Origin of the sequence: Streptomyces sp. NPDC086989 (assembly GCF_044745505.1) — a bacterium.
Taxonomy (GTDB): Bacteria; Actinomycetota; Actinomycetes; order Streptomycetales; family Streptomycetaceae; genus Streptomyces.
Window position 1 is genome coordinate 356,297 of the sequence record NZ_JBIVAL010000003.1, and the last position, 23,957, is coordinate 380,253.

The 23,957-nt window shown below is 73.3% G+C and carries 23 protein-coding genes and 1 tRNA gene; 10 read left to right on the top strand and 14 right to left on the bottom strand.

Annotation, left to right across the window (positions count from 1 at the left end):
• Position 1 precedes the first annotated feature (1 nt).
• Entirely contained in the window at positions 2 to 979 is a 978-nt protein-coding gene (locus ACIPK4_RS08320; RefSeq protein ID WP_402310186.1) for an NAD(P)H-quinone oxidoreductase, read from the top strand.
• 104 nt (positions 980 to 1,083) lie between these two features.
• Here ACIPK4_RS08320 and ACIPK4_RS08325 read toward each other — a convergent pair whose 3' ends face one another.
• From ACIPK4_RS08325 to pdhA, 3 genes are read right to left on the bottom strand one after another with little or no spacing between them, the layout of a single operon-like run.
• Complete coding sequence (locus ACIPK4_RS08325) at positions 1,084 to 2,415, bottom strand: dihydrolipoamide acetyltransferase family protein (protein WP_402310189.1); 1,332 nt, start codon at positions 2,413 to 2,415, stop codon at positions 1,084 to 1,086.
• Positions 2,415 to 3,413, bottom strand: coding sequence for an alpha-ketoacid dehydrogenase subunit beta (locus tag ACIPK4_RS08330; RefSeq protein WP_054227281.1), 999 nt, complete (start codon positions 3,411 to 3,413; stop codon positions 2,415 to 2,417). The genes ACIPK4_RS08325 and ACIPK4_RS08330 overlap by 1 nt, the downstream gene beginning before the upstream one ends.
• Positions 3,410 to 4,546 (bottom strand): pyruvate dehydrogenase (acetyl-transferring) E1 component subunit alpha, encoded by a 1,137-nt coding sequence (pdhA, locus tag ACIPK4_RS08335; protein ID WP_054227318.1) that lies wholly within the window; start codon positions 4,544 to 4,546, stop codon positions 3,410 to 3,412. The genes ACIPK4_RS08330 and pdhA overlap by 4 nt, the downstream gene beginning before the upstream one ends.
• Positions 4,547 to 4,748: 202 nt before the next feature.
• Here pdhA and ACIPK4_RS08340 point away from each other — a divergent pair, with 202 nt between their 5' ends.
• Positions 4,749 to 5,315 carry an Lrp/AsnC family transcriptional regulator gene (locus ACIPK4_RS08340; protein ID WP_402310193.1) on the top strand — a complete coding sequence of 189 codons (567 nt, stop codon included), beginning with the start codon at positions 4,749 to 4,751 and terminating at the stop codon, positions 5,313 to 5,315.
• 35 nt (positions 5,316 to 5,350) lie between these two features.
• Here ACIPK4_RS08340 and ACIPK4_RS08345 read toward each other — a convergent pair whose 3' ends face one another.
• Together ACIPK4_RS08345 and ACIPK4_RS08350 are read right to left on the bottom strand one after the other, a co-directional pair.
• A complete protein-coding gene (locus tag ACIPK4_RS08345) occupies positions 5,351 to 5,941 on the bottom strand; it encodes a TetR/AcrR family transcriptional regulator (RefSeq protein ID WP_054227280.1) in 591 nt (196 codons plus the stop codon).
• On the bottom strand, positions 5,938 to 7,470 hold the full coding sequence (locus ACIPK4_RS08350; RefSeq protein WP_402310196.1) for a 3-hydroxyacyl-CoA dehydrogenase: 1,533 nt from the start codon (positions 7,468 to 7,470) through the stop codon (positions 5,938 to 5,940). Before ACIPK4_RS08350 ends, ACIPK4_RS08345 begins: the two co-directional genes overlap by 4 nt.
• Positions 7,471 to 7,637: 167 nt before the next feature.
• Between ACIPK4_RS08350 and paaN the strand changes: the two genes are divergently transcribed.
• Positions 7,638 to 9,320 (top strand): phenylacetic acid degradation protein PaaN, encoded by a 1,683-nt coding sequence (gene paaN, locus ACIPK4_RS08355; protein ID WP_402310199.1) that lies wholly within the window; start codon positions 7,638 to 7,640, stop codon positions 9,318 to 9,320.
• Here the strand turns inward: paaN and ACIPK4_RS08360 are convergent.
• From ACIPK4_RS08360 to ACIPK4_RS08370, 3 genes are read right to left on the bottom strand one after another with little or no spacing between them, the layout of a single operon-like run.
• A complete protein-coding gene (locus tag ACIPK4_RS08360; protein WP_402310201.1) occupies positions 9,317 to 10,060 on the bottom strand; it encodes a TrmH family RNA methyltransferase in 744 nt (247 codons plus the stop codon). The genes paaN and ACIPK4_RS08360 overlap by 4 nt on opposite strands.
• The gene (locus ACIPK4_RS08365) at positions 10,057 to 11,292 is read right to left on the bottom strand and encodes an HTTM domain-containing protein (protein WP_402310204.1); all 1,236 of its coding nucleotides are present in this window, start codon (positions 11,290 to 11,292) and stop codon (positions 10,057 to 10,059) included. Before ACIPK4_RS08365 ends, ACIPK4_RS08360 begins: the two co-directional genes overlap by 4 nt.
• The gene (locus ACIPK4_RS08370) at positions 11,277 to 12,026 is read right to left on the bottom strand and encodes a DUF5819 family protein (RefSeq protein ID WP_402310206.1); all 750 of its coding nucleotides are present in this window, start codon (positions 12,024 to 12,026) and stop codon (positions 11,277 to 11,279) included. The genes ACIPK4_RS08365 and ACIPK4_RS08370 overlap by 16 nt, the downstream gene beginning before the upstream one ends.
• Positions 12,027 to 12,161: 135 nt before the next feature.
• Between ACIPK4_RS08370 and paaA the strand changes: the two genes are divergently transcribed.
• The 6 genes from paaA to ACIPK4_RS08400 all read left to right on the top strand — a co-directional run bounded on the left by paaA (position 12,162) and on the right by ACIPK4_RS08400 (position 17,230).
• Positions 12,162 to 13,169 (top strand): 1,2-phenylacetyl-CoA epoxidase subunit PaaA, encoded by a 1,008-nt coding sequence (paaA, locus tag ACIPK4_RS08375; RefSeq protein WP_054227276.1) that lies wholly within the window; start codon positions 12,162 to 12,164, stop codon positions 13,167 to 13,169.
• Positions 13,166 to 13,450: a 1,2-phenylacetyl-CoA epoxidase subunit PaaB gene (gene paaB / locus ACIPK4_RS08380; protein WP_030857641.1), complete on the top strand. Its 285-nt coding sequence runs from the start codon at positions 13,166 to 13,168 to the stop codon at positions 13,448 to 13,450. The genes paaA and paaB overlap by 4 nt, the downstream gene beginning before the upstream one ends.
• Positions 13,447 to 14,217: a 1,2-phenylacetyl-CoA epoxidase subunit PaaC gene (gene paaC, locus ACIPK4_RS08385; protein ID WP_054227275.1), complete on the top strand. Its 771-nt coding sequence runs from the start codon at positions 13,447 to 13,449 to the stop codon at positions 14,215 to 14,217. Before paaB ends, paaC begins: the two co-directional genes overlap by 4 nt.
• Positions 14,211 to 14,756, top strand: coding sequence for a 1,2-phenylacetyl-CoA epoxidase subunit PaaD (gene paaD, locus ACIPK4_RS08390; protein WP_402310211.1), 546 nt, complete (start codon positions 14,211 to 14,213; stop codon positions 14,754 to 14,756). Before paaC ends, paaD begins: the two co-directional genes overlap by 7 nt.
• Complete coding sequence (locus ACIPK4_RS08395) at positions 14,757 to 15,884, top strand: 2Fe-2S iron-sulfur cluster-binding protein (RefSeq protein ID WP_402310214.1); 1,128 nt, start codon at positions 14,757 to 14,759, stop codon at positions 15,882 to 15,884.
• A 203-nt stretch (positions 15,885 to 16,087) separates the two neighbouring features.
• Positions 16,088 to 17,230: an acyl-CoA dehydrogenase family protein gene (locus ACIPK4_RS08400; protein WP_402310216.1), complete on the top strand. Its 1,143-nt coding sequence runs from the start codon at positions 16,088 to 16,090 to the stop codon at positions 17,228 to 17,230.
• 46 nt (positions 17,231 to 17,276) lie between these two features.
• Here the strand turns inward: ACIPK4_RS08400 and ACIPK4_RS08405 are convergent, their stop codons facing one another.
• The 6 genes from ACIPK4_RS08405 to ACIPK4_RS08430 form a co-directional block, all read right to left on the bottom strand.
• Positions 17,277 to 17,621, bottom strand: a complete 345-nt coding sequence (locus ACIPK4_RS08405; protein ID WP_215014523.1) for a rhodanese-like domain-containing protein — start codon at positions 17,619 to 17,621, stop codon at positions 17,277 to 17,279.
• 71 nt (positions 17,622 to 17,692) lie between these two features.
• Positions 17,693 to 18,505 (bottom strand): J domain-containing protein, encoded by an 813-nt coding sequence (locus ACIPK4_RS08410; RefSeq protein WP_402310219.1) that lies wholly within the window; start codon positions 18,503 to 18,505, stop codon positions 17,693 to 17,695.
• Between the two features lie 97 nt (positions 18,506 to 18,602).
• Positions 18,603 to 20,069, bottom strand: coding sequence for a DUF2252 domain-containing protein (locus ACIPK4_RS08415; protein ID WP_402310221.1), 1,467 nt, complete (start codon positions 20,067 to 20,069; stop codon positions 18,603 to 18,605).
• 67 nt (positions 20,070 to 20,136) lie between these two features.
• A complete protein-coding gene (locus ACIPK4_RS08420; protein ID WP_402310224.1) occupies positions 20,137 to 20,796 on the bottom strand; it encodes a response regulator in 660 nt (219 codons plus the stop codon).
• 8 nt (positions 20,797 to 20,804) lie between these two features.
• On the bottom strand, positions 20,805 to 22,469 hold the full coding sequence (locus ACIPK4_RS08425; RefSeq protein ID WP_402310620.1) for a sensor histidine kinase: 1,665 nt from the start codon (positions 22,467 to 22,469) through the stop codon (positions 20,805 to 20,807).
• A gap of 292 nt (positions 22,470 to 22,761) precedes the next feature.
• Positions 22,762 to 22,844 (bottom strand) — tRNA-Leu (locus ACIPK4_RS08430).
• A gap of 292 nt (positions 22,845 to 23,136) precedes the next feature.
• Here ACIPK4_RS08430 and ACIPK4_RS08435 point away from each other — a divergent pair.
• Positions 23,137 to 23,949: an FhaA domain-containing protein gene (locus tag ACIPK4_RS08435; RefSeq protein ID WP_402310226.1), complete on the top strand. Its 813-nt coding sequence runs from the start codon at positions 23,137 to 23,139 to the stop codon at positions 23,947 to 23,949.
• The last annotated feature ends 8 nt before the right edge of the window (positions 23,950 to 23,957 follow it).

Here is a 23,957-nt window from a genome sequence, read left to right on the forward strand (position 1 = left end):
CATGCATGCGATCACCATCGAAGAGCCCGGCGGCCCCGAGGCCCTCGTCTGGGCCGAGGTACCCGATCCGGTGGCCGGGGAGGGCGAGGTCCTCGTCGACGTCGCGGCGAGTGCCGTCAACCGCGCCGACATCCTCCAGCGCCAGGGGTTCTACGACCCCCCGCCCGGCGCCTCCCGCCACCCCGGCCTGGAGTGCTCGGGACGGATCGCCGCCCTCGGGCCGGGGGTGTCCGGCTGGGCGGTGGGCGACGAGGTCTGCGCCCTGCTCGCCGGCGGCGGATACGCGGAGCGCGTGGCCGTCCCCGCGGGCCAGCTGCTGCCGGTCCCGGCCGGCGTGGACCTCGTGGCGGCGGCCGCGCTGCCCGAGGTGGCCTGCACCGTGTGGTCGAACGTGTTCATGGTGGCCCACCTGCGCCCCGGCGAGACGGTCCTGGTGCACGGCGGCTCCAGCGGCATCGGCACGATGGCGATCCAGCTGGCCAAGGCGGTCGGCGCGACGGTGGCCGTGACCGCCGGCGGCCCGGAGAAGCTGGCCCGCTGCAGGGAGCTGGGCGCGGACATCCTGATCGACTACCGCGAACAGGACTTCGTGACGGAGCTGCGGGCCGCGACGGGCGGCGCCGGAGCGGACGTGATCCTGGACATCATGGGCGCCAAGTACCTGGCCCGGAACCTGGACGCGCTGGCCGTGAACGGGCGGCTCGCGGTGATCGGGCTCCAGGGCGGCGTGAAGGCCGAACTCAACCTGGGCGCACTGCTGTCGAAGCGGGCGGCCATCACGGCGACCTCGCTGCGCGCACGGCCCCTGGAGGAGAAGGCGGCCATCGTCGCGGCGGTACGGGAGCACGTGTGGCCGCTGGTGGCGGCGGGCCGGGTCCGCCCGGTCGTGCACGCCGCGTTCCCGATGCGGGAGGCGGCCGAGGCGCACCGGACCATGGAGTCGAGCACCCACGTGGGCAAACTCCTGCTGACCACCTGACGGTCTGACCACCTGACGACCCTGACCGTCTGGCCGTCCGGCCGCGTGATCGCCGGACCGCCCGGTCCGGGGCCCCCGTGCCACCGGGGCCCCGGACCGGTGGGTCACAGGGAGCGCAGCAGGACCGCCGGGGACTCCACGCAGTCGGCGACGTACCGCAGGAAGCCGCCGGCCGTGCCGCCGTCGCACACCCGGTGGTCGAACGTCAGCGACAGCTGTACGACCTGCCGGACGGCCAGCTCGCCCTGGTGCACCCACGGCTTCGCCACGATCCGGCCCACCCCGAGCATCGCCGCCTCCGGGTGGTTGACGATCGGCGTGGACCCGTCGACGCCGAACACCCCGTAGTTGTTCAGGGTGAACGTGCCGCCCGTCAGGTCCGCCGGGGCCAGCTTCCCCGTCCGGGCCAGCTCCGTGAGCCGGGCGAACTCCGCCGACAGCGATTCCGGGTTCCGCGTCCCGGCGTCCCGGACGACCGGGACCACCAGGCCGCGCTCGGTCTGCGCCGCGAAACCCAGGTGTACGGACGGCAGCCGCACGATCTCGTTGGCCGCGAGGTCCACCGTCGAGTTCAGCTCCGGGTACTTCGCGAGCGCGGCCGTGCAGATCCGGGCCAGCAGTGCCAGCACCGAGATCTTCGGCCCGCCCACGGCGTTCATCGCGGCCCGGGCCGCCATCAGCTCGGTCGCATCGGCGTCGACCCAGCACGTGGCGTCCGGGATCTCCCGGCGGCTGCGCGACAGCTTCTCGGCCACCGCGCCCCGCAGGCCCTTCAGCGGGATCCGCTCACCGGCCACCGCGCCGGCCACGGGGGCGGAGGCGACGGGGGCGGCCGCCGGCTGCGGCGCGCGCAGCGCCGCCTCGACGTCGGAGCGCAGGATCAGACCCTCGGGCCCGGAACCGCGCAGCGCGCGCAGGTCGATCCCGTGGTCCCGGGCGATCTTGCGCACCAGCGGCGAGATCACGGCCACCGGACCGGCGGTCGCGGCGGGAGCCGCGGCAGAACCCGCGACGGGAGCCGCGGCAGGTGCGGCGACGGGAGCGGCCGTGGGTGCGGGAGCCGGGGGAACCGGCGCTGCGGAGCCAGGTCGCACCCGCCTCCGACGCGCCGTGCGCGAGTGGTCCGTCCCGTAGCCGACCAGGACGTTGCCGGAGCCGGAATCCCCGGACTCCGCCGCCTCGTCCTCGCCCGCACCCACCGCCACCGTGATCAGCGGTGCTCCGACGGGGAGTTCCGTGCCCTCCTCCCCGAACCTGGCGGTGACCACACCGCCGTAGGGGCACGGCACCTCCACCATCGCCTTGGCCGTCTCGACCTCGACCACCGGCTGGTCGACGGCGACGACGTCGCCGACCGCCACCAGCCAGCGGACGATCTCGGCCTCGGTCAGTCCCTCCCCGAGGTCGGGGAGCTTGAACTCCATTACCTGCGGCATCAGTTCTCCCACTGCAGGCGGGCCACGGTGTCCAGGATCCGGTCCACACCGGGCAGATGGTGCTTCTCCAGCATCGGCGGCGGGTACGGGATGTCGAAGCCCGTCACCCGTAGCACCGGCGCCTCCAGGTGGTGGAAGCACTTCTCCTGGATGCGGGCAACGATCTCCGCGCCCGGCCCGGCGAAGCCGCCGGCCTCGTGGACCACCACGGCGCGCCCGGTTCGGCGTACGGAGGCCACGACCGTGTCCTCGTCGAACGGGACGAGCGAGCGCAGGTCCACGACCTCCAGGTCCCAGCCCTCCTCGCGCGCCGCCTCGGCCGCCTCCAGGCACACCGGCAGGGAGGGGCCGTAGGTGATCAGCGTCGCGCTGGTGCCGGTACGCCGGACGAGTGCCTTCCCGATCCCCGGCACGGCCGCCGGCGTCTGCGGGTTCCACTGCGCCTTCGACCAGTACAGCCGCTTCGGCTCCAGGAAGACCACCGGGTCGTCGCTCGCGATCGACGCGCGCAGCAGCCCGTACGCGTCCTCGACGGTCGCCGGGGTCACCACGTGCAGGCCGGGGGTGGCCACGTAGTACGCCTCGGAGGAGTCGCTGTGGTGCTCCACCCCGCCGATTCCGCCGCCGTACGGCACCCGGATGGTGATCGGCAGCGGCATGGCGCCGCGCGTGCGGTTGCGCATCTTCGCCACGTGCGAGATCAGCTGTTCGAACGCCGGGTACGCGAACGCGTCGAACTGCATCTCCACGACCGGCCGCAGCCCGTACATGGCCATGCCCACCGCGGCGCCCAGGATCCCGGCCTCCGCGAGCGGCGTGTCCGTGCAGCGCTCCTCGCCGAACTCCTTCGCGAGGCCGTCCGTGATCCGGAAGACCCCGCCCAGCGTCCCGACGTCCTCGCCCATGACGTGGACCGTCGGGTCCTCCGCCATCGCGTCGCGCATGGCCCGTCCCAGGGCCTGCGCCATCGTCGCCGGCTTCACGGCCACCGTGGTCACGACTGCTCCTCCGCCTCGAGCTCGGCGCGCAGCATCTCCGCCTGTTCGCGGAGCCGGCCGGTCTGCTCCGCGTAGACGTTCTCGAACAGGTCCATCGGGTCGAGCACGGGCTCGGCGTTCATCCGCTCGCGCAGCGTCGCCGCCATCGCCTCGGCGGCGTCCTTGGCCTCCTGGACGCCTGTCGCGTCCAGGATCCCGCGGGCGGTCAGCTCGCGCTCCAGCAGATCCACCGGGTCGTGCGCCTTCCATGCCTCGACCTCGGCGTCACCGCGGTAGCGGGTCGCGTCGTCGGCGTTCGTGTGGGCCTCGATGCGGTACGTGACCGCCTCGATCAGCGTCGGCCCGCCACCGGACCGGGCCCGCCGGACGGCCTCGGACAGCACCTCGTGCATGGCCGCGACGTCGTTGCCGTCGACGAGACGGCCGGGCATCCCGTACCCGACGGCCTTGTGGGCCAGGGTGGGGGCGGCGGTCTGCTTGGCCAGCGGCACGGATATCGCGAAGCCGTTGTTCTGGACGAGGAAGACCACCGGGGCCTGCCAGACGGCGGCGAAGTTCAGCGCCTCGTGGAAATCGCCCTCGCTGGTGCCGCCGTCGCCGACCATGGCGAGCGCGACCACGTCGTCGCCGCGCAGGCGGGCCGCGTGCGCCAGACCGACCGCGTGCGGCAGCTGGGTGGCGAGCGGGGTGCTCAGCGGTGCGATGCGGTGCTCGCGCGGGTCGTACCCGGTGTGCCAGTCGCCGCGCAGCAGCGTCAGTGCCTGGACGGGGTCGAGTCCGCGCGCCACGGCCGCGAGGGTGTCGCGGTAGCTCGGGAAGAGCCAGTCCTGCTCCTCCAGGACCAGGGCGGCCGCGATCTCGCAGGCCTCCTGCCCGACGGTGGAGGGGTAGACCGCGAGGCGGCCCTGCCGGGTCAGGGCGGTGGCCTGTGCGTTGTAGCGGCGGCCGCGCACCAGCTCGGCGTAGCAGCGGCGCATCAGCTCGGGATCGAGCTTCTCCGCGGCCGGCGTGCCCAGCACCCGGTACGGCTCGGGGTCCGGGAGCAGCGGAGCGGCATCCGTACGGGGCCTCCAGGCGGGCGGCGGGGTGGATCGGTGGGACGCACCGGCACCGGGCAGCTCTTGGACCGTCATGGCGGCGTACACCTCCTCGTGGGAAGCGGGCAGGGCGGTGCCTGGGGGTCCCGCCGACGGTGGCCGGGGGAGTGAGGCGCCTCACCAACCGATTGTTCGGTCGATGGCGCAATTTGGCTACAGGCGGCTCCAGGCTGTGGACAAAGTGGCGCCGGGGCCCTGGGATGGGTGCAGGACGTCCAGGAGAGGGAGGCAGTGGGCAATGCCGGATGAACAAATGGCCGCATCGGGTTCCACGCCGGGATCGGCGCCGGTGCCGGCGGGCGGCGCGCCGTGCGCCCCACAGGCACCACCGCGCCCCCTGGACCCCATCGACCGTTCCATCATGCGCTTGCTCCAGGCGGACGGCCGCGCGTCGATACGGTCGGTGGCCGAGCAGGTCCACGTGTCCCGCGCGAACGCCTACGCCCGGATCAACCGGCTGATCGACGACGGGGTGATCCGCGGGTTCACCGCCCGCGTCAACCACGAGAGGGCGGGCCAGGGCGCCTCCGCGTACATCACCCTGAAGATCGTCCAGAACTCCTGGCGCACGGTCCGGGAGAAGCTCCGCGAGCTGCCGGGCGCGGCCCACATCGCGCTGGTCAGCGGCGACTTCGACGTCCTGCTGCTGGTCCACACCCCGGACAACCGCACCCTGCGCGAGCTGGTCCTGACCCGCCTCCAGTCCATCCCGGAGGTCCTGTCGACCCGCACGCTCCTGGTCTTCGAGGAGACGGACCTGCTGGCACCGGGCCCGGGCAGCGGCCCGGCCATCTCCGAGGAGTAGCCGCGCCGCGTCCGCCGGGGACTGCGGGACGGCCCTCAGCCGCGGACGGTCCGCAGACCGTCCAGAGCCATGTGGACGACCGCGTCGGCCAGCTGGTCCGCGGTCGTGCCGGGGTGCGGGCGGTACCACTCCACCAGCGAGTTCACCATCCCGAACAGCAGGCGGGTGGCGAGCCGGATGTCCACGTCCGCCCGCAGGTCCCCGTCCGCGGCCGCGGCCTTCAGCAGCTCCGCGACCTGGTGGTCGAACTCGCGGCGCCGCTCCAGGGCCCAGCGCTCGGTCCGGGTGTTGCCCCGCACCCGCAGCAGCAGCGTCACGTACGGGAGCTCGGCGACCAGGACCTCGACCGTGCGGCGCGTGACGTACTCGACCCGCTCTACCGCCCGGCCGCGTACCGCGCCCGGCTCCTCCAGTACGGCGAAGAGCCCGTCGAGCGCACGGCTGACGGCGCGCTGCAGGAGCTCCTCCTTGCCGGCCACGTGGTGGTAGATCGAGGACTTCGAGATGCCCGCCGCCTTGGACAGGTGCTCCATGGAGGTGCCGTCGTAGCCCCGCTCGTTGAAGACCTGGACGGCGACGGACAGCAGGGTCTCGGGGGTGTAGGTGTCCCGCCTGGCCGTCGTCATTCGGTCTCCTCCACGGGGCTCTCGTCGCCCTCTTCTCCACCCTCGGCGTAGCCGAGCTTGAAAAGCGCCAGCGAGGGCGCGTAGCGGCCGCCGGGACAGCGCTCGTCGAGGTGGTGCAGCAGGTCGTACGCCCAGTCCCGGCCGAGCCGCTCGTGCCATTCGGACGGGCCCAGCGGGTAGTTGACGCCGAGCCGCATCGCCGTGTCGATGTCCTCGGCGGTGGCCGCGCCGCGGGCGACGGCGTCGGCGGTCAGGTCGATCAGCATCGCGACCGTACGGGCCACGATCATGCCGGGCACGTCGCCGATGACGGAGACCTTCTTGCCGAGCTTCTGGAACAGGCCGACCGCCTCGGAGAGCGTCCGCTCGCTGGTGTCCTCGCCGGCGGAGAGCGCGATCCGGGTGGCGCCGCGGTAGTCGAGCGCGAGGTCGAAGTAGACGACGTCGGCGAACTCGATCGAGGTCTTGCCGTCCGCGAGCACCAGCTGGCCCTCGCCGGGCAGCTGGATGTACGGGCCCCCGTGCTCTGTCTCCGTGACGGCGATCCCGGCCTCTTCCAGGAGCTCGACCAGCCCGGCGGCCGGACCGAGGTCGCCGACCACGGTGACCTTGTCCGGAGCGGCCTCGGGACCGGCGGTGTGCGGGGCCGCGGCCTCGGCGTCCGGGCCGTACGGGAACCAGCCGTGGCCCGTCTTGCGGCCCAGGCGGCCCGACTGCACCAGCCGGCGCTGCGCGAGCGACGGGGTGAACTTGGGGCTCCGGAAGAACGACTCCCAGACGGAGCGGGTGACGGCCTCGTTGACGTCCTGCCCGATCAGGTCGGTCAGCTGGAACGGGCCCATCTTGAAGCCGCCGCTCTCGCGGAGCACGGCGTCGATGGTGGCCGGGTCGGCGCCCTGCTCCTCGTAGACCGCGAAGGCCTCGGCGTAGAAGGGGCGGGCGATCCGGTTGACGATGAAACCGGGGGTGTCGGCGCAGCGGACCGGCGTCTTCCCCCAGCCCAGCACGGTGCGGTACGCGAGCTCGGCGGCCGCCGGGTCGGTCGCGAAACCGCTGACCACCTCGACGAGCGGGAGCAGCGGAGCCGGGTTGAAGAAGTGCAGGCCGAGGAAGCGGCCGGGGTGCGCCAGGCCGGCGGCGAGCTCGGTGACGGAGAGGGAGGAGGTGTTGGTCGCCAGCAGGGTGTCCGGCGCGACCACGCCTTCGAGGGCTTCGAAGACCGCGCGCTTGACGGCGACGTCCTCGACGACGGCCTCGACGACGAGGGCGGCACCGGCGAGGTCGGCGACGGCGGAGGTCGCACGGATCCGGCCGATCGCGTCCTCGGCCGCGGCTCGGTCGAGGCGGCCCTTCGCGACCATGCGGTCGACGCGGTCCTGGACGATGGCGACGCCGCCGGTGGCCAGGTCGTCGCTGATGTCGTAGATCAGCACCGGGTGACCGGCGAGGAGGGCGACCTGGGCGATGCCCTGCCCCATGGTGCCGGCGCCGACGACCGCCACAGTGCGGGACCGCTCGATTGCTGTCATGTCCTGATCCTCCCGCACCGGGTTGTCCACAGGTCCGCCGGGCCCTCTTGTCCCGACCGATCGTTCGGTTACTCTAACTCCAGTCTGCTCTTCTTCACCCGCCCCTGCCTGATCTCAGTCTGCGACCCAGCCTGATCTTGCCCGGCTCAACGAGGAGTTGGTCCCTGATGGCCGCCGAGCTCACCGTCCCCCAGCTGTCCGACAAGCACAGCTCCACCCTGGAGCAGGCCCTGGCGGCCATCCGCAGCCGCGCCTACTGGTCCCCGCATCCCGAACACCCCAAGGCCTACGGCGAGAGCGCCCCGGCCGACGGGCTCGCCGCGTTCGAGGCCGTCCGCGGCACCCGCCTCGACCTGGGCCAGCCCGGCACGGACGGCTGGACCGGCGCGGAGGTGTCCCCCTTCGGCCCCGAGCTGGGCGTCGAGTACCCGCACGTCGACCCCGACGTGCTGCTGCCCGCGATGAAGGCCGGCATGGGCGCCTGGCGCGACGCCGGACCCGAGGCCCGCGCCCTGGTCTGCATCGAGATCCTGGCCCGTATCGGTGCGCGGACGCACGAGTTCGCGCACGCGGTCATGCACACCAGCGGCCAGGCCTTCATGATGGCGTTCCAGGCGGGCGGCCCGCACGCACAGGACCGCGGCCTGGAGGCGGTGGCGTACGCGTACGCGGAGCAGACCCGCGTCCCGGCCAGCGCCGACTGGTCGAAGCCGCAGGGCAAGAAGGACCCGCTGGAACTGGGCAAGACCTTCACCGCCGTCCCGCGCGGCATCTCCCTGATGATCGGCTGCAACACCTTCCCGACCTGGAACGGCTACCCGGGCCTGTTCGCCTCGCTGGCCACGGGCAACGCGGTGCTGGTCAAGCCGCACCCGCGGGCCGTGCTCCCGCTGGCGCTGACCGTGAAGGTGGCCCGCGAGGTCCTCGCCGAGGCCGGGTTCGACCCGAACCTGGTGGCGCTGGCCGTCGAGCGGCCGGGCGAGGGCATCGCCAAGACGCTGGCCGTCCGCCCCGAGATCAAGCTGATCGACTACACCGGCTCCACCGAGTTCGGCGACTGGCTGGAGACCAACGCCCGCCAGGCCCAGGTGTACACGGAGAAGGCCGGCGTCAACACGGTCGTCGTCGACTCCACCGACAACTACAAGGGGATGCTCTCCAACCTGGCGTTCTCGCTGTCCCTCTACAGCGGCCAGATGTGCACCACCCCGCAGAACCTCCTGATCCCGCGGGACGGCATCGAGACGGACGCCGGCCACAAGTCGTACGACGAGGTCGTCGCCGACCTCGCGGCGTCGGTCGGCGGCCTGCTGGGCGACGACGCCCGCGCCAACGCGCTGCTGGGCGCGCTGGTCAACCCGGACGTCAAGGCCCGCCTGGAGGCGGCCGCCGCCCTCGGCGAGGTGGCCCTGGCCTCGCGCGAGGTGGCGAACCCGGAGTTCCCGGACGCGGTGGTCCGCACCCCCGTCATGGTCAAGCTGGACGCGGCCAAGCCGGACCCGGAGGCCCCGTACCTCTCCGAGTGCTTCGGCCCGGTCTCCTTCGCGGTGGCCGTGGACTCCACGGCGGACGCGCTGGAACTGCTGCGCCGCACGGTGCGCGAGAAGGGCGCGATGACGGTCGGCGCGTACACGACGTCGGCGGACACCGAGCGGGCCATCGAGGAGGTCTGCCTGGAGGAGTCGGCGCAGCTGTCGCTGAACCTCACCGGCGGGGTCTACGTCAACCAGACCGCGGCGTTCTCGGACTTCCACGGCTCGGGCGGCAACCCGGCGGCCAACGCCGCCCTCTGCGACGGTGCGTTCGTCTCGAACCGCTTCCGCATGGTGGAGATCCGCCGCCAGGCCTAGTCGGCCCGGGGCCCTCCCCAGTGGAAGAGGGCCATGGCCACGCTCGTGGCCAGGTTGTAGCTGGACACCTGCGGCCGCATCGGCAGGGACACCAGGTGATCGGCCCGGGCGCGCAGCTCGGGGGAGATCCCGTGCCGCTCCGAGCCGAAGGCCAGCAGGGCGTCGTCCGGGAGGGTGAGGGCGCGGATGTCCTCGCCCTCCGGGTCGAGCGCGTAGAGCGGCCCGGCGGGCAGGGTGTCGAGCTCCACCCGGTCCACGGTGGTGGCGTAGTGCAGCCCGGCCCCGGCCCGGACCACGTTCGGGTGCCAGGGGTCGAGGTCGCCGCGGGTCACCACGCCCGTGGCACCGAAGCCCGCGGCCAGCCGGACGACGGCACCGACGTTGCCGAGGTTGCGCGGGTTGTCGAGCACCACGACGGGCGCCGTCCGCGGCTGCCGGTCGAGCCGGGCCCGCCCCGCGGCCCGGTCGGGCCGCACCGCCAGCGCCGCGACCCCGGTGGGGTGGACGCGGGGCAGGAGCGTGCGCAGGTCGGCCCTGCGCACCAGCCGCCCGACCTCGTCCGCGACGTCGGGAGCCAGCTCGCCGGCCAGGGCCCGCACGGCGTCCGGATCACCGGCGACCACGTCCCGCACGTCCGCCCCGAAACGCAGGGCGTGCTTCAGGGCGTGGAACCCGTCGAGGACCACGAGGTCCCCCCGCTCGGCCGCGCCCTGCCACTCCCGCCCGCTCAGCTCACTCATACCGCCGAGCCTACGGTCCCCCGGCCTGCACCTTCCCCGCCCGGCCGACCCGGTTCCCCCGCCTCCGGGGCGGGCCGCGCACCGGCAGCCGCGGGGGCCGCGGCCGGGGCCGGCACGGCCGCCCGCACCCGGCCGGCGGCCTTGGCGCCGAGCCAGACCAGGAACCCGGTCGGCAGGAACACCGCGTCGGCGGCGATCATCGCCATGGAGAAGAACGGCAGCCCCAACAGCACCGCGATCCCCGCGTGCTCCATCATCATCAGCGCCAGCAGCACGTTCTTCACCCGCCGGTTGAACACCGTGAACGGAAACGCGACCTGCACCACCACCGTCCCGTAGGACAGCAGCATCACCAGCGTCCCGCTCCCCGCCAGCACCGCCGACAGCCCCGGCCACGGCGTGAAGTAATCCAGTCCGAGCGGGTAGTACAGCGCGGTCCCGTCCTGCCACCGCGTTCCCTGGATCTTGTACCAGCCGGCCGTCGCGTAGATCAGGCAGACCTCCGCCATGATCACCAGCATGCCCGCGTTGTGCACCAGGTTCGCCAGGACGTCGAGGACCGCCCGCCCCTCCCCCTTGGGCTCGTACCGGTCCACCATCCACCACACCGCCGACACGACCCACAGCGCCGCGAACGCCGCCAGCCAGCCATAGCCGAACGACGCGGTCACCGCCCCGTACGCGAACACCGCGCCCAGCACGACCCACAGCACCGGTCCGGCCGCGCCCTCCGAGGCCGACCCCCGCAGCCGTGCGCGGCGCGCGTCCAGCGACCACACCTGCGCGCACCGGGTCAGCACCAGGTACATCGCCATCAGGTGGATGACGTTGTCCCCGCCGTCTCCCATGAACACGCTGCGGTTCTGGAGGGACAGCACCCCGATCATGAACACGACGGACGTCGCACGCGTCCGCCAGCCCAGCATCAGCAGCAGACCGGAGAGCACCGACACCGCGTACACGGTCTCGAACCAGAGCCGCGAGTCGGACCACATCAGCACCGTGAAGGCGTGGTTCGAGGCGATCAGCCGCTCCGCCAGCGCGAAGCTCCAGGGTCCGTGCGGCCCGTACAGCTCGCCGCGGTTCGGGAACTCCCGCAGCAGGAAGAGCAGCCAGGTCGCCGAGAAGCCGATGCGCACGACGGCGCTCTGGTGGGGGCCCAGCGCCCGCCCGCTGACCTGCGCGACCGCCCGGCCGGCGGCGGCGCGCGCCCGCCTCAGACCGTCCACCACGGCAGCTCCCGGTAGTAGGTCCTGGTGTCGGTCTTCTCGTCGCTCCACGGCGGCGCCGGCACCGCCCGCGTCGCCGAGCGCAGCTGGATCCGCACGATCTCGCCCCGCACGCCCCCGTCCTGCGTGAGCCGCCTCAGCGCGATCCGCCGCAGGTACTGCTCCGACAGTTCGCCGCGCTCGCCGATCGGCCTGTTGTCCTCGTCGTGTGAGCCGGTGAAGAAGTCCCAGGCCCGCCGGAGCTCGTTCTGGCGGGTGTGGCTCGGCAGCAGGCCGTGCCGGATCTGCGCGGCGTCCTGCGCGGAGAGGTCGTGCCAGTCGCCGGAGACCGGCTCGCCGCCGGGGGCCGAGCGGGTCTCCGCCCGCGCCTCCACCGCGATGTTCTGCTGGAGCGGGTTGGGTGCGAAGAGCTTCCAGTTCTGTTCGAACTCGGGATAGATCCAGTCGTCGACCGTCTGCGCGTGCTGCTTGCTCACCGTGTTGGACGGGGCGACGTGCAGGAAGACCAGGGCCAGGTGTCCGCAGGCGGCGAGGCCCACGGCGGCCAGTGCGAGGGCCGTGACGACGCGGTACGGGGCGGACAGACCGGCTATTCCGGGAGCCCGCTGCGCCGCCGGGCGGGCCGCGGGACCGGCCGGCGGATCGACGGGACCGGCCGGCGGAACGACCCGCGGAACGACCGGCGGAACGACCGGCGGAACAGCGTCTTCCGCGGGCTCGCGCTCGTTCGAATCCATCCCGCCCCGATCGTCCGGCGTCCACAGGGTCCACCTCAGAGGTTGACACCCTACGGGCCGCCGACCCACCATTGAAGAGTACGAACCGAACGATCGGTCGGTCGGGCGGTCAACAATCTCTGGCAGGGGGCCGGGATGGTGGCAGTGACCCCGGAAACGGGGCAGGACTCAGGCCTCGGGGCTGACCTCGGGGCACAGCTCGCGGCAGCCTTCGACGCCGCCGTGGCGGCCGACGAGCGCGTCGAGCCGCGTGACTGGATGCCCGAGGCGTACCGCGCCTCGCTCGTCCGCCAGATGGCCCAGCACGCCCACTCCGAGATCATCGGCATGCAGCCCGAGGCCAACTGGATCACCCGCGCGCCCTCGCTGCGCCGCAAGGCGATCCTGATGGCCAAGGTGCAGGACGAGGCCGGGCACGGCCTCTACCTGTACAGCGCCGCGGAGACCCTCGGCACCAGCCGCGACGAGCTGCTCGACAAGCTGCACTCCGGCAAGCAGAAGTACTCCTCGATCTTCAACTACCCCACGCTGACCTGGGCCGACGTCGGTGCGATCGGCTGGCTCGTGGACGGCGCGGCGATCACCAACCAGGTGCCGATCTGCCGCTGCTCGTACGGGCCGTACGCCCGCGCGATGGTCCGGATCTGCAAGGAGGAGTCCTTCCACCAGCGCCAGGGCTTCGAGCTCCTCATGGCCCTGTCCAAGGGCACCGAGGCGCAGCACGCGATGGCGCAGGACGCGGTGAACCGCTGGTGGTGGCCCTCCCTGATGATGTTCGGCCCGCCCGACGACGAGTCGGCGCACTCGGCGCAGTCCATGGCGTGGCGGATCAAGCGGCACTCCAACGACGAGCTGCGCCAGCGCTTCGTGGACATCGCCGTTCCGCAGGCGGAGGCCCTGGGCCTGACCCTGCCGGACCCGGACCTGAAGTGGAACGAGGAGCGCGGGCACCACGACTTCGGCGCGATCGACTGGGCCGAGTTCTGGGACGTGCTCAAGGGCAACGGCCCCTGCAACGAACAGCGGATCGGCCAGCGGCGCCGGGCGCACGAGGAAGGCGCCTGGGTCCGCGAGGCGGCCGCGGCGTACGCGGAAAAGCACAGTGCACAGAGCACGGCGAGGAACGAGGAGGCACGGGTATGACGCAGAACTGGCCCCTGTGGGAGGTGTTCGTGCGTTCGCGCCGCGGCCTCTCGCACACGCACGCGGGCAGCCTGCACGCACCCGACGCGGAGATGGCTCTGCGCAATGCTCGCGACCTCTACACCCGGCGCAACGAGGGCATCTCGATCTGGGTGGTCCCCTCCACCGAGATCACCGCGTCCTCCCCGGACGAGCGGGACCCGTTCTTCGCCCCCTCGGCGGACAAGCCGTACCGGCACCCGACCTTCTACGAGATCCCCGAGGGGGTGCACCACCTGTGAACGGCACCGATGTCACGGCTTCCGATGTCACGGCTTCCGGCGTCACGGCTTCCGATGTCACGGCGTCGGCGGCCCTCGCGCTGGGGGACGACGCCCTGATCCTCTCCCACCGCCTCGGCGAGTGGGCGGGCCACGCCCCCGTCCTGGAGGAGGAGGTCGCCCTCGCGAACATCGCGCTCGACCTGCTCGGCCAGGCCCGCCTCCTGCTGTCCATGGCCGGCGACGAGGACGAGCTGGCGTTCCTGCGCGAGGAGCGGTCCTTCCGCAACCTCCAGCTGGTCGAGCAGCCGAACGGGGACTTCGCCCACACCATCGCCCGGCAGCTCTACTTCTCCTTCCACCAGCACGAGCTCTACGCGCAGCTGGCCGCCGGTGACGGCCCGTTCGCCCCGCTGGCGGCCAAGGCCGTCAAGGAGACCGCGTACCACCGCGACCACGCCGAGCAGTGGACCCTGCGGCTCGGCGACGGAACGCAGGAGAGCCGCGCCCGCATGCGGACCGCCCTGGACGCCCTGTGGAAGTACACCGGCGAGATGTTCCAGCCGGTGGACGGGATCGACGGCGTCGACTGGGCCGCCCTGGAGGAGCGCTGGCTGGCCGCCGTGGGCGGCGTCCTGGAGCGGGCCGGGCTCGCACTCCCCGAGGGCCCGCGCACCGGAGCCTGGGCCGCCGGAGCCGGCCGCCAGGGCCTGCACACCGAGCCCTTCGGCAGGATGCTCGCCGAGATGCAGCACCTGCACCGCAGCCATCCGGGGGCGTCATGGTGACGGACGCGCCCCGCGCCACGGCCCCGGCCGGCGACCCCGCGGCCACCGAGGCCGTGACCCGCCTGGAGGCGGAGCTGGCCGCGATCGCCGGCTCCGTGCCGGACCCCGAGCTGCCCGTGCTGACCCTCGCCGAGCTCGGCGTGATGCGCGGCGTGCGGATGTACGAGGACGGCCACGTCGAGGTCACCCTGACCCCGACCTACACGGGCTGCCCCGCCATCGAGGCCATGTCCGCCGACATCGAGCGGGCCCTGACCGGCCACGGCATCCCGGACGTGCGGGTGCGCACCGTCCTGGCCCCCGCCTGGTCGACCGACGACATCAGCGCCGAGGGGCGGCGCAAGCTGGCCGAGTTCGGCATCGCCCCGCCGCGCCCGCACGCGGCCGGCGGGCCCGTCCCGGTCGCCCTCTCGGTCCGCTGCCCGAACTGCGGGTCGACCGAGACCGAACTGCTCAGCCGGTTCTCCTCCACCGCATGCAAGGCGCTGCGCCGCTGCACCGCCTGCCGTGAACCGTTCGACCACTTCAAGGAGCTGTAGATGGCCGCGTCCACGCCGTCGCCCACGTCGGGCTCCGGGCGCCCCGGGCGCCACGGCGCCTTCCACCCGCTGACGGTGGCGGCCGTCGACCGGCTCACCGACGACTCCGTGGCGCTGACCCTGCGCGTCCCCGAGGAGCTGCGCGGCGAGTACCTGCACGCCCCCGGCCAGCACCTCACGCTGCGCCGGCGCACCCCTGAGGGCGTGGAGGTCCGCCGTACCTACTCGATCTGCTCGCCCGCCCCGGATCCCGCGGGTCCGGGTCCGGCGGCGCTGCGGGTCGGTGTGCGGCTGGTGGAGGGCGGCGAGTTCTCCACGTTCGCCCACAAGGAGATCGCCGCCGGGGACGTGCTGGACGTGATGGTCCCGGCCGGGCGGTTCGTGCTGGAGCCGGCCGCCGCCCCGGCCGCCGGGCACTACGCGGCGATCGTCGGCGGCAGCGGCATCACCCCGGTGCTGTCGATCGCCGCGACGCTGCTGGCGGCGCGTCCCGACGCCCGGTTCTGTCTGGTCCGCAGCGACCGGACGGCCGCCTCGACGATGTTCCTGGACGAGGTCGCCGACCTCAAGGACCGCTTCCCGGACCGGTTCCAGCTGGTGACCGTGCTGTCCCGCGAGGAACAGGAGGCCGGGCTGCCCTCCGGCCGGCTCGACGAGGAGCGGCTGAAGGCCCTGCTCCCCGCGCTGCTGCCCGTCGCGGAGGTGACGGGCTGGTTCCTGTGCGGCCCGTACGGGCTGGTCATCGGCGCGGAGCGGGCGCTCGGCACCCTCGGCGTGGTCCGGACCCGGATCCACGAGGAGATCTTCCACGTCGAGGACACCGCTCCGCCGGCCCCGGCCGCGGCGCCGTCCCACGTCCGGGTCACGGCCCGCCTCGACGGCCGCTCCGGGACCTGGCCCGTCCAGGACGGCGAATCCCTGCTCGACGCCGTGCTGCGCAACCGCGCGGACGCCCCGTACGCCTGCAAGGGCGGGGTCTGCGGCACCTGCCGGGCGTTCCTGGTCACGGGCGAGGTCCGGATGGACCGGAACTTCGCGCTGGAGGCGGAGGAGACGGAGGCCGGGTTCGTGCTGGCCTGCCAGTCGCACGCGGTGACCGAGGAAGTGGAGATCGACTTCGACCGGTGAGGCAGCGCCGACTCCGGCGCACGGCCTTCCCCGGGCGCGGCGTTGCCGGCGCACGGCGTTCCCCGGGCGCGGCGTTCCGGCGCACGGCGTTCCCGGGGTCGTGCCGCTTCGGGCTGTGCTTCTTCCCCAACCTGCTCTATCTTGACGCACCGTCAGGTCCGGACGGGACCTGACGGCATCCGGTGCGCGCGGGAGGACAGGCAGTGGACTTCACCTTCACCGAGGAGCAGCAGGCCGCCGTCGAGGCGGCGCAGGCCGTCTTCGCGGACGTCGCCCCGGACGGCGTCCCCAGCCCCGCCCTGACCCCGGGGGCCGTCGCCGAGGACTTCGACCGGCCGCTGTGGGCCAAGCTCGCCGCGTCCGACCTGCTGAGCCTGGTCCTCGCCGAGGAGCACGGCGGCGCGGGCCTCGACGCGATCGCCCTGTGCCTGGTGCTGCGCGAGGCGGCGAAGGTGCTGGCCCGGGTGCCACTGCTGGAGCACTGCGCCACCGCCATGGCCGTCCAGGCCCACGGCAGCCCCGAACTGGCGGCCGCCCTGCTGCCCGGCGCCGGGCGCGGCTCGCTCGTCCTGACCGCCGCCGCCCACGGACGCAGCGGCCACGATCCCGCCGAACTCGCCGTCACCGCACGACGCGAGGGCCCGCTCTGGATCCTCGACGGGGTCCAGACGGCCGTCCCGTGGGCCCACGGCGCCGACTGGATCGCCGTACCGGCCCACGCCGGCGAGGGGGAGGCCGTCCTCGCCCTCGTCCCGCGCACCGCCGAGGGCCTCACCCTGGCCGGCCAGGTCTCCACCAGCGGGGAGCGGCTCGCCGAACTCGCCCTGGACGGCGTGCGGGTGCCCGCGACGCACCTCATCGACACGGCGGACGCCTGGGAGCGGCTCCACCGGCTCCTCACCACCGGGACCTGCGCCCTGGCGCTCGGGCTCGGCGAGCAGGTTCTCACCATGACCAGCCAATACACCGGCAGGCGCGAGCAGTTCGGATTCCCCGTGGCCACGTTCCAGGCCGTCGCCGTCCAGGCCGCCGACCGCTACATCGACCTGCGCGCCATGGAGGCCACCCTCTGGCAGGCCGCCTGGCGGCTCGACGCGGCGACCGGCGGGGCCGGCGGCCCGCTGCCGGTCGCCGGGGACGTCGCCGTCGCCAAGATCTGGGCCTCGGAGGGGGTGCGCCGGGTCGTACAGACGGCCCAGCACCTGCACGGCGGCTTCGGCGCCGACACCGACTACCCGCTGCACCGGTACCACGCGTGGGCCAAGCAGCTGGAACTCCAGCTGGGCCCGGCCGCAGCGCACGAGGAGGCGCTGGGCGACCTGCTGGCCACCCACGCGCTCGCCTGACGCTCCGGGACCGGCGCCCGGCACGACCGGCACGACGGGACGGGCCCTAGAGCACGAAGGCCGGGTTCCCGCTGTCGGTCACCATCGGGCGCCCGGCGCCGTCCCAGGCCTGCATGCCGCCGTCGATGTTCACGGCGTCGATGCCCTGGCGCACCAGGTACTGGGTGACCTGCGCGGAGCGCCCGCCGACCCGGCACATCACGTGCACGCGGCGGCCGTCCTCAACGGCCTCCGTCAGCTCACCGAAGCGGGCCACGAAGTCGCTCATCGGGATGTGCAGGGCACCCTCCACGTGTCCGGCAGCCCATTCGTCGTCCTCACGGACGTCGAGGACAAAGCCTTCGGAGGGCACCGCGGCGGCGTCCACCGAGGGAAGCGGTCCGAAGTTCATACGTCGCCTTCTCTCATCGCAGATCTGTCTCCCAACCTATCGGACGGCACCCGCGGCGCGGCCGCACCTGATCACTGAGCGGCCAGATCCGCCAGCTCCGCCTCGCGCTTCGCGACATCCGCGAGCAGCTGCTCCGCGATCTCCTCCAGCAGCCGGTCCGGGTCTTCGGGCGCCATCCGCAGCATCGATCCGATCGCGCTGTCCTCCAGCTCCCGGGCCAGCACCGACAGCAGTTCCTTGCGCCGTGCCAGCCACTCCAGCCGGGCGTAGAGCTCCTCGCTCTCGTTCAGCTGCCGCACCGCCTCCGGTACGGGACCCGCCGCCCACTCGTCGGCCAGCTCGCGCAGCAGCTGCTCGTCGCCCCGCCCGTAGGCCGCGTTGACCCGCGCGATGAACGCGTCCCGGCGCTCGCGCTCCGCGTCGTCCCGGGCGAGGTCCGGGTGCGCCCGGCGGACCAGCTCGCGGTAGAGGCGGCGGACCTCCTCCGTCGGCCGCACCCGCTGCGGGGGCTGCACCGGGCGGTCGGTGAGCATCGCGGACGCGTCGTCGGAGATGCCGTCCGCGTCCATCCAGTCGTGGAACAGCTCGTCCACCCCGGGCATCGGCATCACCAGCGAACGGGCGTCATGGGCCCGGCGCAGGTCCTCGGCATCGCCGCTGCGCGCCGCCTTCGCCTCGGCGATCAGCGCGTCCAGCTCGTCGAGCCGCGAGTACATCGGGCCGAGCTTCTGGTGGTGCAGCCGGGAGAAGTTCTCGACTTCCACCCGGAAGGTCTCCACCGCGATCTCGAACTCGATCAGCGCCTGCTCGGCTGCCCGTACGGCCCGCTCCAGGCGCGCCTCGGGACGCTCGTCGCCCGTCTCTTCAGTCTGCTGCTCGCTCACCCGGCCACCCTAAGGCCGGTCGGCCCGGATCGGCGTTTCACCGGGGCACCTCCCGGCGGTGGCCGGGGGAGGGACACCGACCCGGGCCCGCGACCGCTCAGACCCCGGCCTCCGCCGCGATCCGCCCGGACTTCACCGCCGCCACCAGGTGGGCGTGGTCGGCCTCGCTCCGGTCGGCGTACGCCACGGCGAACGTGGCCATCGCCTCGTCCAGCTCGTCGTTCTTGCCGCAGTACCCGGCCAGCAGCCGCGGATCGGCGCTGTGCGCGTGCGCCCGGGCCAGCAGGGCACCCGTCATGCGCCCGTAGTCGTCGATCTGGTCGGCGGCCAGCGCCGCGGGGTCCACGCTGCCCTTGCGGTTGCGGAACTGCCGCACCTGGTACGGCCGCCCCTCCACGGTGGTCCAGCCCAGCAGGATGTCCGAGACCACCTGCATCCGCTTCTGGCCCACCACCACCCGGCGGCCCTCGTGCTCCTCGGCGACCGTCTCGAAGCCCAGCGCGGCCAGGTGCGGCAGCAGCACGGACGGCCGCGCCTCCTTCACCTGGAGCACCAGCGGCTCGCCCCGGTGGTCCAGCAGCAGCACCACGTACGAGCGGGTGCCGACGCTCCCGGTGCCCACCACCCGGAAGGCCACGTCGTGGATGGCGTACCGGGCCAGCAGCGGCAGCCGGTCCCCCTGGAGGGTCTTCAGGTACGGACCCAGCGAGGCCGCCACGGCCGCCGCCTCCGCGTCGCCGACCCGGCGCAGCACCGGCAAGGCGTCCACGAAGCGGCGCCCCCCGTCGGGGCCGGCCTCGGTGGACTTGGCCGCGAACCGCGCCGACGTGTTGTTGCGGGCCTTCTCCGAGACCCGCTCCAGGGTGCCCATCAGGTCGTGGGCGTCGGCGTGCGAGACGAGCTCCTCGTCCGCGATGGCGTTCCAGGCGTCCAGCGCCGGCAGCTTGGCCAGCAGCCGCAGGGTCCGCCGGTACGCGCCGACCGCGTCGAGCGCGGCCGCCCGGCAGGTGTCCTCGTCGGCGCCGGCCACCCGCCCGGCCAGGACCAGCGAGGTCGCCAGCCGCTTCACGTCCCACTCCCACGGCCCGAACACGGTCTCGTCGAAGTCGTTCAGGTCGATCACGAGCCGGCCGCGGGCATCGCCGTACAGGCCGAAGTTCGCCGCGTGGGCGTCGCCGCAGATCTGTGCGCCGACTCCGGTCACCGGGCCGGCGGACAGGTCGTGCGCCATCAGCCCGGCCGATCCGCGCAGGAACGCGAACGGGTTCGCGGCCATCCGGCCGACCCGTATCGGCGCGAGCTCGGCGACCCGCCCGACGTTGGACTCCTCCACGGCCCGCACCGCGTCCGGCCGCCCGGCCGGAGCCTCGAAGTGCGCGTGCGCCGAGCGCGGCACCCGCAGGCGCAGGGCCTTGCCCGCCTCCTTGGGGGAGCCCGCCACGACCCGCGGCGCGTATCCCTCGACGACCGGGATGCGCCCGCCGCCCGCCGGGGCCACCGCGCCCGTCGTCCCGCCCGTGCCCGCTGCCGGCTCCGCCACCCGCTGCTCCGGTACCGCCACCATGCGCGCCGCCCCCGCCCGTGCCCGTCGGACCGTCCGGTCCGACAACATCAATTCGGGCTGACCGTATCTACAGCCCGGCGTCCCTGGCCAGCAGGGCGGCCTGAACCCGGTTCTCGCAGCTCAGCTTCGAGAGGATCCGGCTCACGTACGTCTTCACCGTCGCCTCGCTCATGTGCAGCCGCCGGCCCGCGTCCGCGTTGGACAACCCCTCGCCGAGCAGCGCCAGCACCCCGCGCTCCCGCTCGCTCAGCTCCGCCACCCGCCGCCGGGCCTCCTCGCCGCGCGCCGCGCCCCGCCCCGAGGCCAGCTGGTCGACCACGTGCCGGGTCGCCCCGGGCGACAGGTAGGCGTCCCCGGCGGCCGCCGCCCGCACCGCGCCGATCAGCTCGCCCGGCGCCGAGTCCTTCAGCAGGAACCCCGCTCCGCCCGAGCCCAGGGCCCGCAGCACGTTCTCCTTCTCGCCGAACGTGGTCAGGATCAGCGCCCGGACCTCCGCCGCCGCCCGCCCCAGCTCACCGAGCGCGGTCAGACCGTCCATCACCGGCATCTGGATGTCCAGCAGCATCACGTCCGGCGCGTGCGCGCGGGCGAGGTCCACGGCCTCGCGGCCGTTCGCCGCCTCCGCGACGACCTCGATGTCCGCGGCCGAGGTCAGGATCATCCTGATCCCGGCCCGGATCAGCGGCTCGTCGTCAGCGATCACCACTCGGATCACCTTGGCTGTCACCCGTGCTCCTACTGCTCGGCCTCGTACGACTGCTTTTCGACGAGCTTGCCGTCCTTGAAGCAGAACCGGAAAACGGTACTGGTGGTCAGCTGCGAGTCCTCCGACGACAACAGCGCCAGACACCGCGTGCCCTCGGGCCGCTCCGGGCCCTTGCGGTCCAGGCCCGCGGTCATGAAGCTCTCGCCGTCGGGCAGCCGGTTGCGGACCGCCTCCTCCGAGTCGCCCACCCGCACCTTGTCGTAGTCCTCCCGGCTGATCATCGCGTTGCCCGCCGAGCCCACCAGCAGGACCATCCCGGCGCCGATCACGATCACCAGCAGCACCACCGCCGCGACGGCTATGCCGCAGCCCATCGCCACGCCCCCGGCCCGGCCCCGGGCCCGTACCGCCAGCTCCCGGTCCAGCGCGGCCCAGTCCATCGCGGGCGCCGCAGCGGAACCCGCCTGCGCCTGCGCCCGCTGCCCGAAGTCGTCGGCTATGTCCTGCGCCCCCGCCGGCTCCGCCCCGTACGGGAGCACGCCGGCCACCCGGAACCCTCCGCCCTCGGTCGCGCCCGCGTGCACCATCCCGCCGACCAGCCGGGCCCGCTCCCGCAGCCCGGTGAGCCCCTGCCCGCCCGACACGACGTCGCCGACGCCCGGCCCGGCCGCCGGACCGTTGGCGATCTCCACCACCAGCGAGTCCTCCTCGTAGCGCAGCGCCACAGCGATCGGCGCTCCCGGGGCGTGCTTGTACGCATTGGTCAGCGCCTCTTGCACGATCCGGTACGCCGCGTGGTCGCACGCCGCGACCAGCGGCCTCGGCCGCCCCGACACGGTCATCCGTACGTCGGGCCCCGCGCTCCGCGCCGCCTCCACGATCCCGGCGATCCCGGCCACCCCGCGCGCCGCCGGCCCGGCCTCCTCCACGGGCACCGGCGCCTCGACGCCGTCCCGCAGGATTCCGACGACCTCGCGCAGCTCGTGCATCGCGGCGACCGAAGCCTGCCGCAGGACGCCCACCGCGTCGCGCTGGCGGTCGGTGAGCTGCGGATCGACCTCCAGGGCTCCGGTGTGCACGGCGATCAGCGCCAGCTGGTGCCCCAGGCTGTCGTGCATGTCCTGGGCGATCCTCTGGCGTTCCCGCAGCCGGGCCTGCCCGGCGACCATCGCGCTCTCCCGCATCAGCTGGCCGTTGCGCTCCTGGAGGGCCTGGAGCAGGGTCCGGCGCTGTGACCAGTAGCGGCTGGCCAGACCCGGCATCACCGTCGTCGCGAGGAACATCAGCGTGGAGAACACGATCACCAGCACGGGCCGCTGGTCGGACCACGCCTGCAGCACGCCGAAGCCCACCGAGGCGAGGAAGGCCAGGACGAACGCGGTCAGCGCCCGGCCCACCCCGACGATCCGGCGCCCCGCGGACCAGCCCAGCAGGATCATGGCCAGGAACGATCCGGGCAGGAACGGGGAGACCGCCGCGGCCGTGATCAGGGTCGTCGCCGGCAGCCGCCGCCGCAGCAACGTGAGCAGCACCACAGCCACGACGCTGCCGGCCGTCCGCTGCGCGCTGCCGTTGTCGAGCTCCTCGACCCCCAGCCCGATCAGTGCGAGCACCGCGGCGAGCACCAGGTCCCCCGCGAGCGCCCGCCGGGTCCAGGGCTCGGGGCCCTTCAGCCAGTCCCAGCCCGCCCGCATCCTCGCCGTCGCATCCACGCGACCGACCCTAGACACCGCCGCCGCCGGCCGGCCGTCCCCTTTCGTCGCGGCCCCGCCGACGAAAGTCGTCCCCCGCCCCTCAGGACCGGCCGTTCGAAGCCGGAACGGGCGGGCGGCGACGGCGGGTTCCCCGACGGCCGGATCCGCCGGTCCCTCAACTGGTCCCGTATTGCGGACCGTTGCGGCTTCGGCCGGACAACCCGAGGGCGTAGGGACCGGGAAACACGAAACGGCCGCCACCGCTTTCGCAGTGACGACCGTCTCGTCGATGTGGGCGAGGGGGGATTTGAACCCCCACGTCCCGAAGGACACTGGCACCTGAAGCCAGCGCGTCTGCCGTTCCGCCACTCGCCCGAGCAGCGCCCCAGTGGATCTTCCCTTTCGGGCCGTTCCCCTGGCGACGTCGAAACATTAGCACGTCGGACGGGGTGGATTCACATCGCTTTCCCCGCACCCCCGGTCCCGGCTCACAACGCCCCTCCCGCAGTGCACTCCCGGTGCGGGACACTGTCCCCTGAGCGCCCCTACGATCCCTTGTGAGTACCAACACTCATGCGCATGGGACCCAGGGGGAACCAGCCGAATCCGCCACGCGTGGATACGATCAGTAAGCAGTACAGGGCGACAACGACGGAGGAGGTGCCCCATGGGAGTCCTGAAGCGGTTCGAGCAGCGACTCGAAGGTCTGGTGAACGGCACCTTCGCCAAGGTGTTCAAGTCCGAGGTCCAGCCCGTCGAGATCGCCGGCGCCCTCCAGCGCGAGTGCGACAACAACGCGACGATCTGGAACCGCGAGCGGACCGTCGTCCCCAACGACTTCATCGTCGAGCTCAGCGCCGGTGACTACGAGCGCCTGAGCCCCTACTCCGGCCAGCTCGGCGACGAGCTCGCGGGCCTCGTCCGCGACTACGCCAAGCAGCAGCGCTACAGCTTCATGGGCCCGATCAAGGTCCACCTGGAGAAGGCCGACGACCTCGACACCGGGCTCTACCGGGTCCGCAGCCGCACGCTCGCCTCCAGCACCTCCCAGGCGCAGCCGCAGGCTCCCCAGAACCAGCAGGGCGGCTACGGCTACCCCCCGGTCGCCGCACCGCCGATGCCCGCCGGACCGCCCCCGGGCGCGGCCGCGCGCAGGCCGGGCGGCGGCGGACCGGCTCCCGTACCCACCGCAGGCGCCACCCGGCGCCACTGGATCGAGATCAACGGCACCCGCCACCAGATCTCGCGCCCCACGCTCGTACTCGGCCGAAGCACCGAAGCCGACGTGCGGATCGACGACCCCGGCGTCTCGCGCCGGCACTGTGAGATCCGGACCGGAACGCCCTCGACGATCCAGGATCTCGGGTCCACCAACGGCATCGTGGTGGACGGGCAGCACACCACCCGCGCTACGCTCCGCGACGGCTCGCGGATCGTCGTGGGCAGTACCACCATCATTTACCGGCAAGCCGAAGGGTGAAGCGGGGG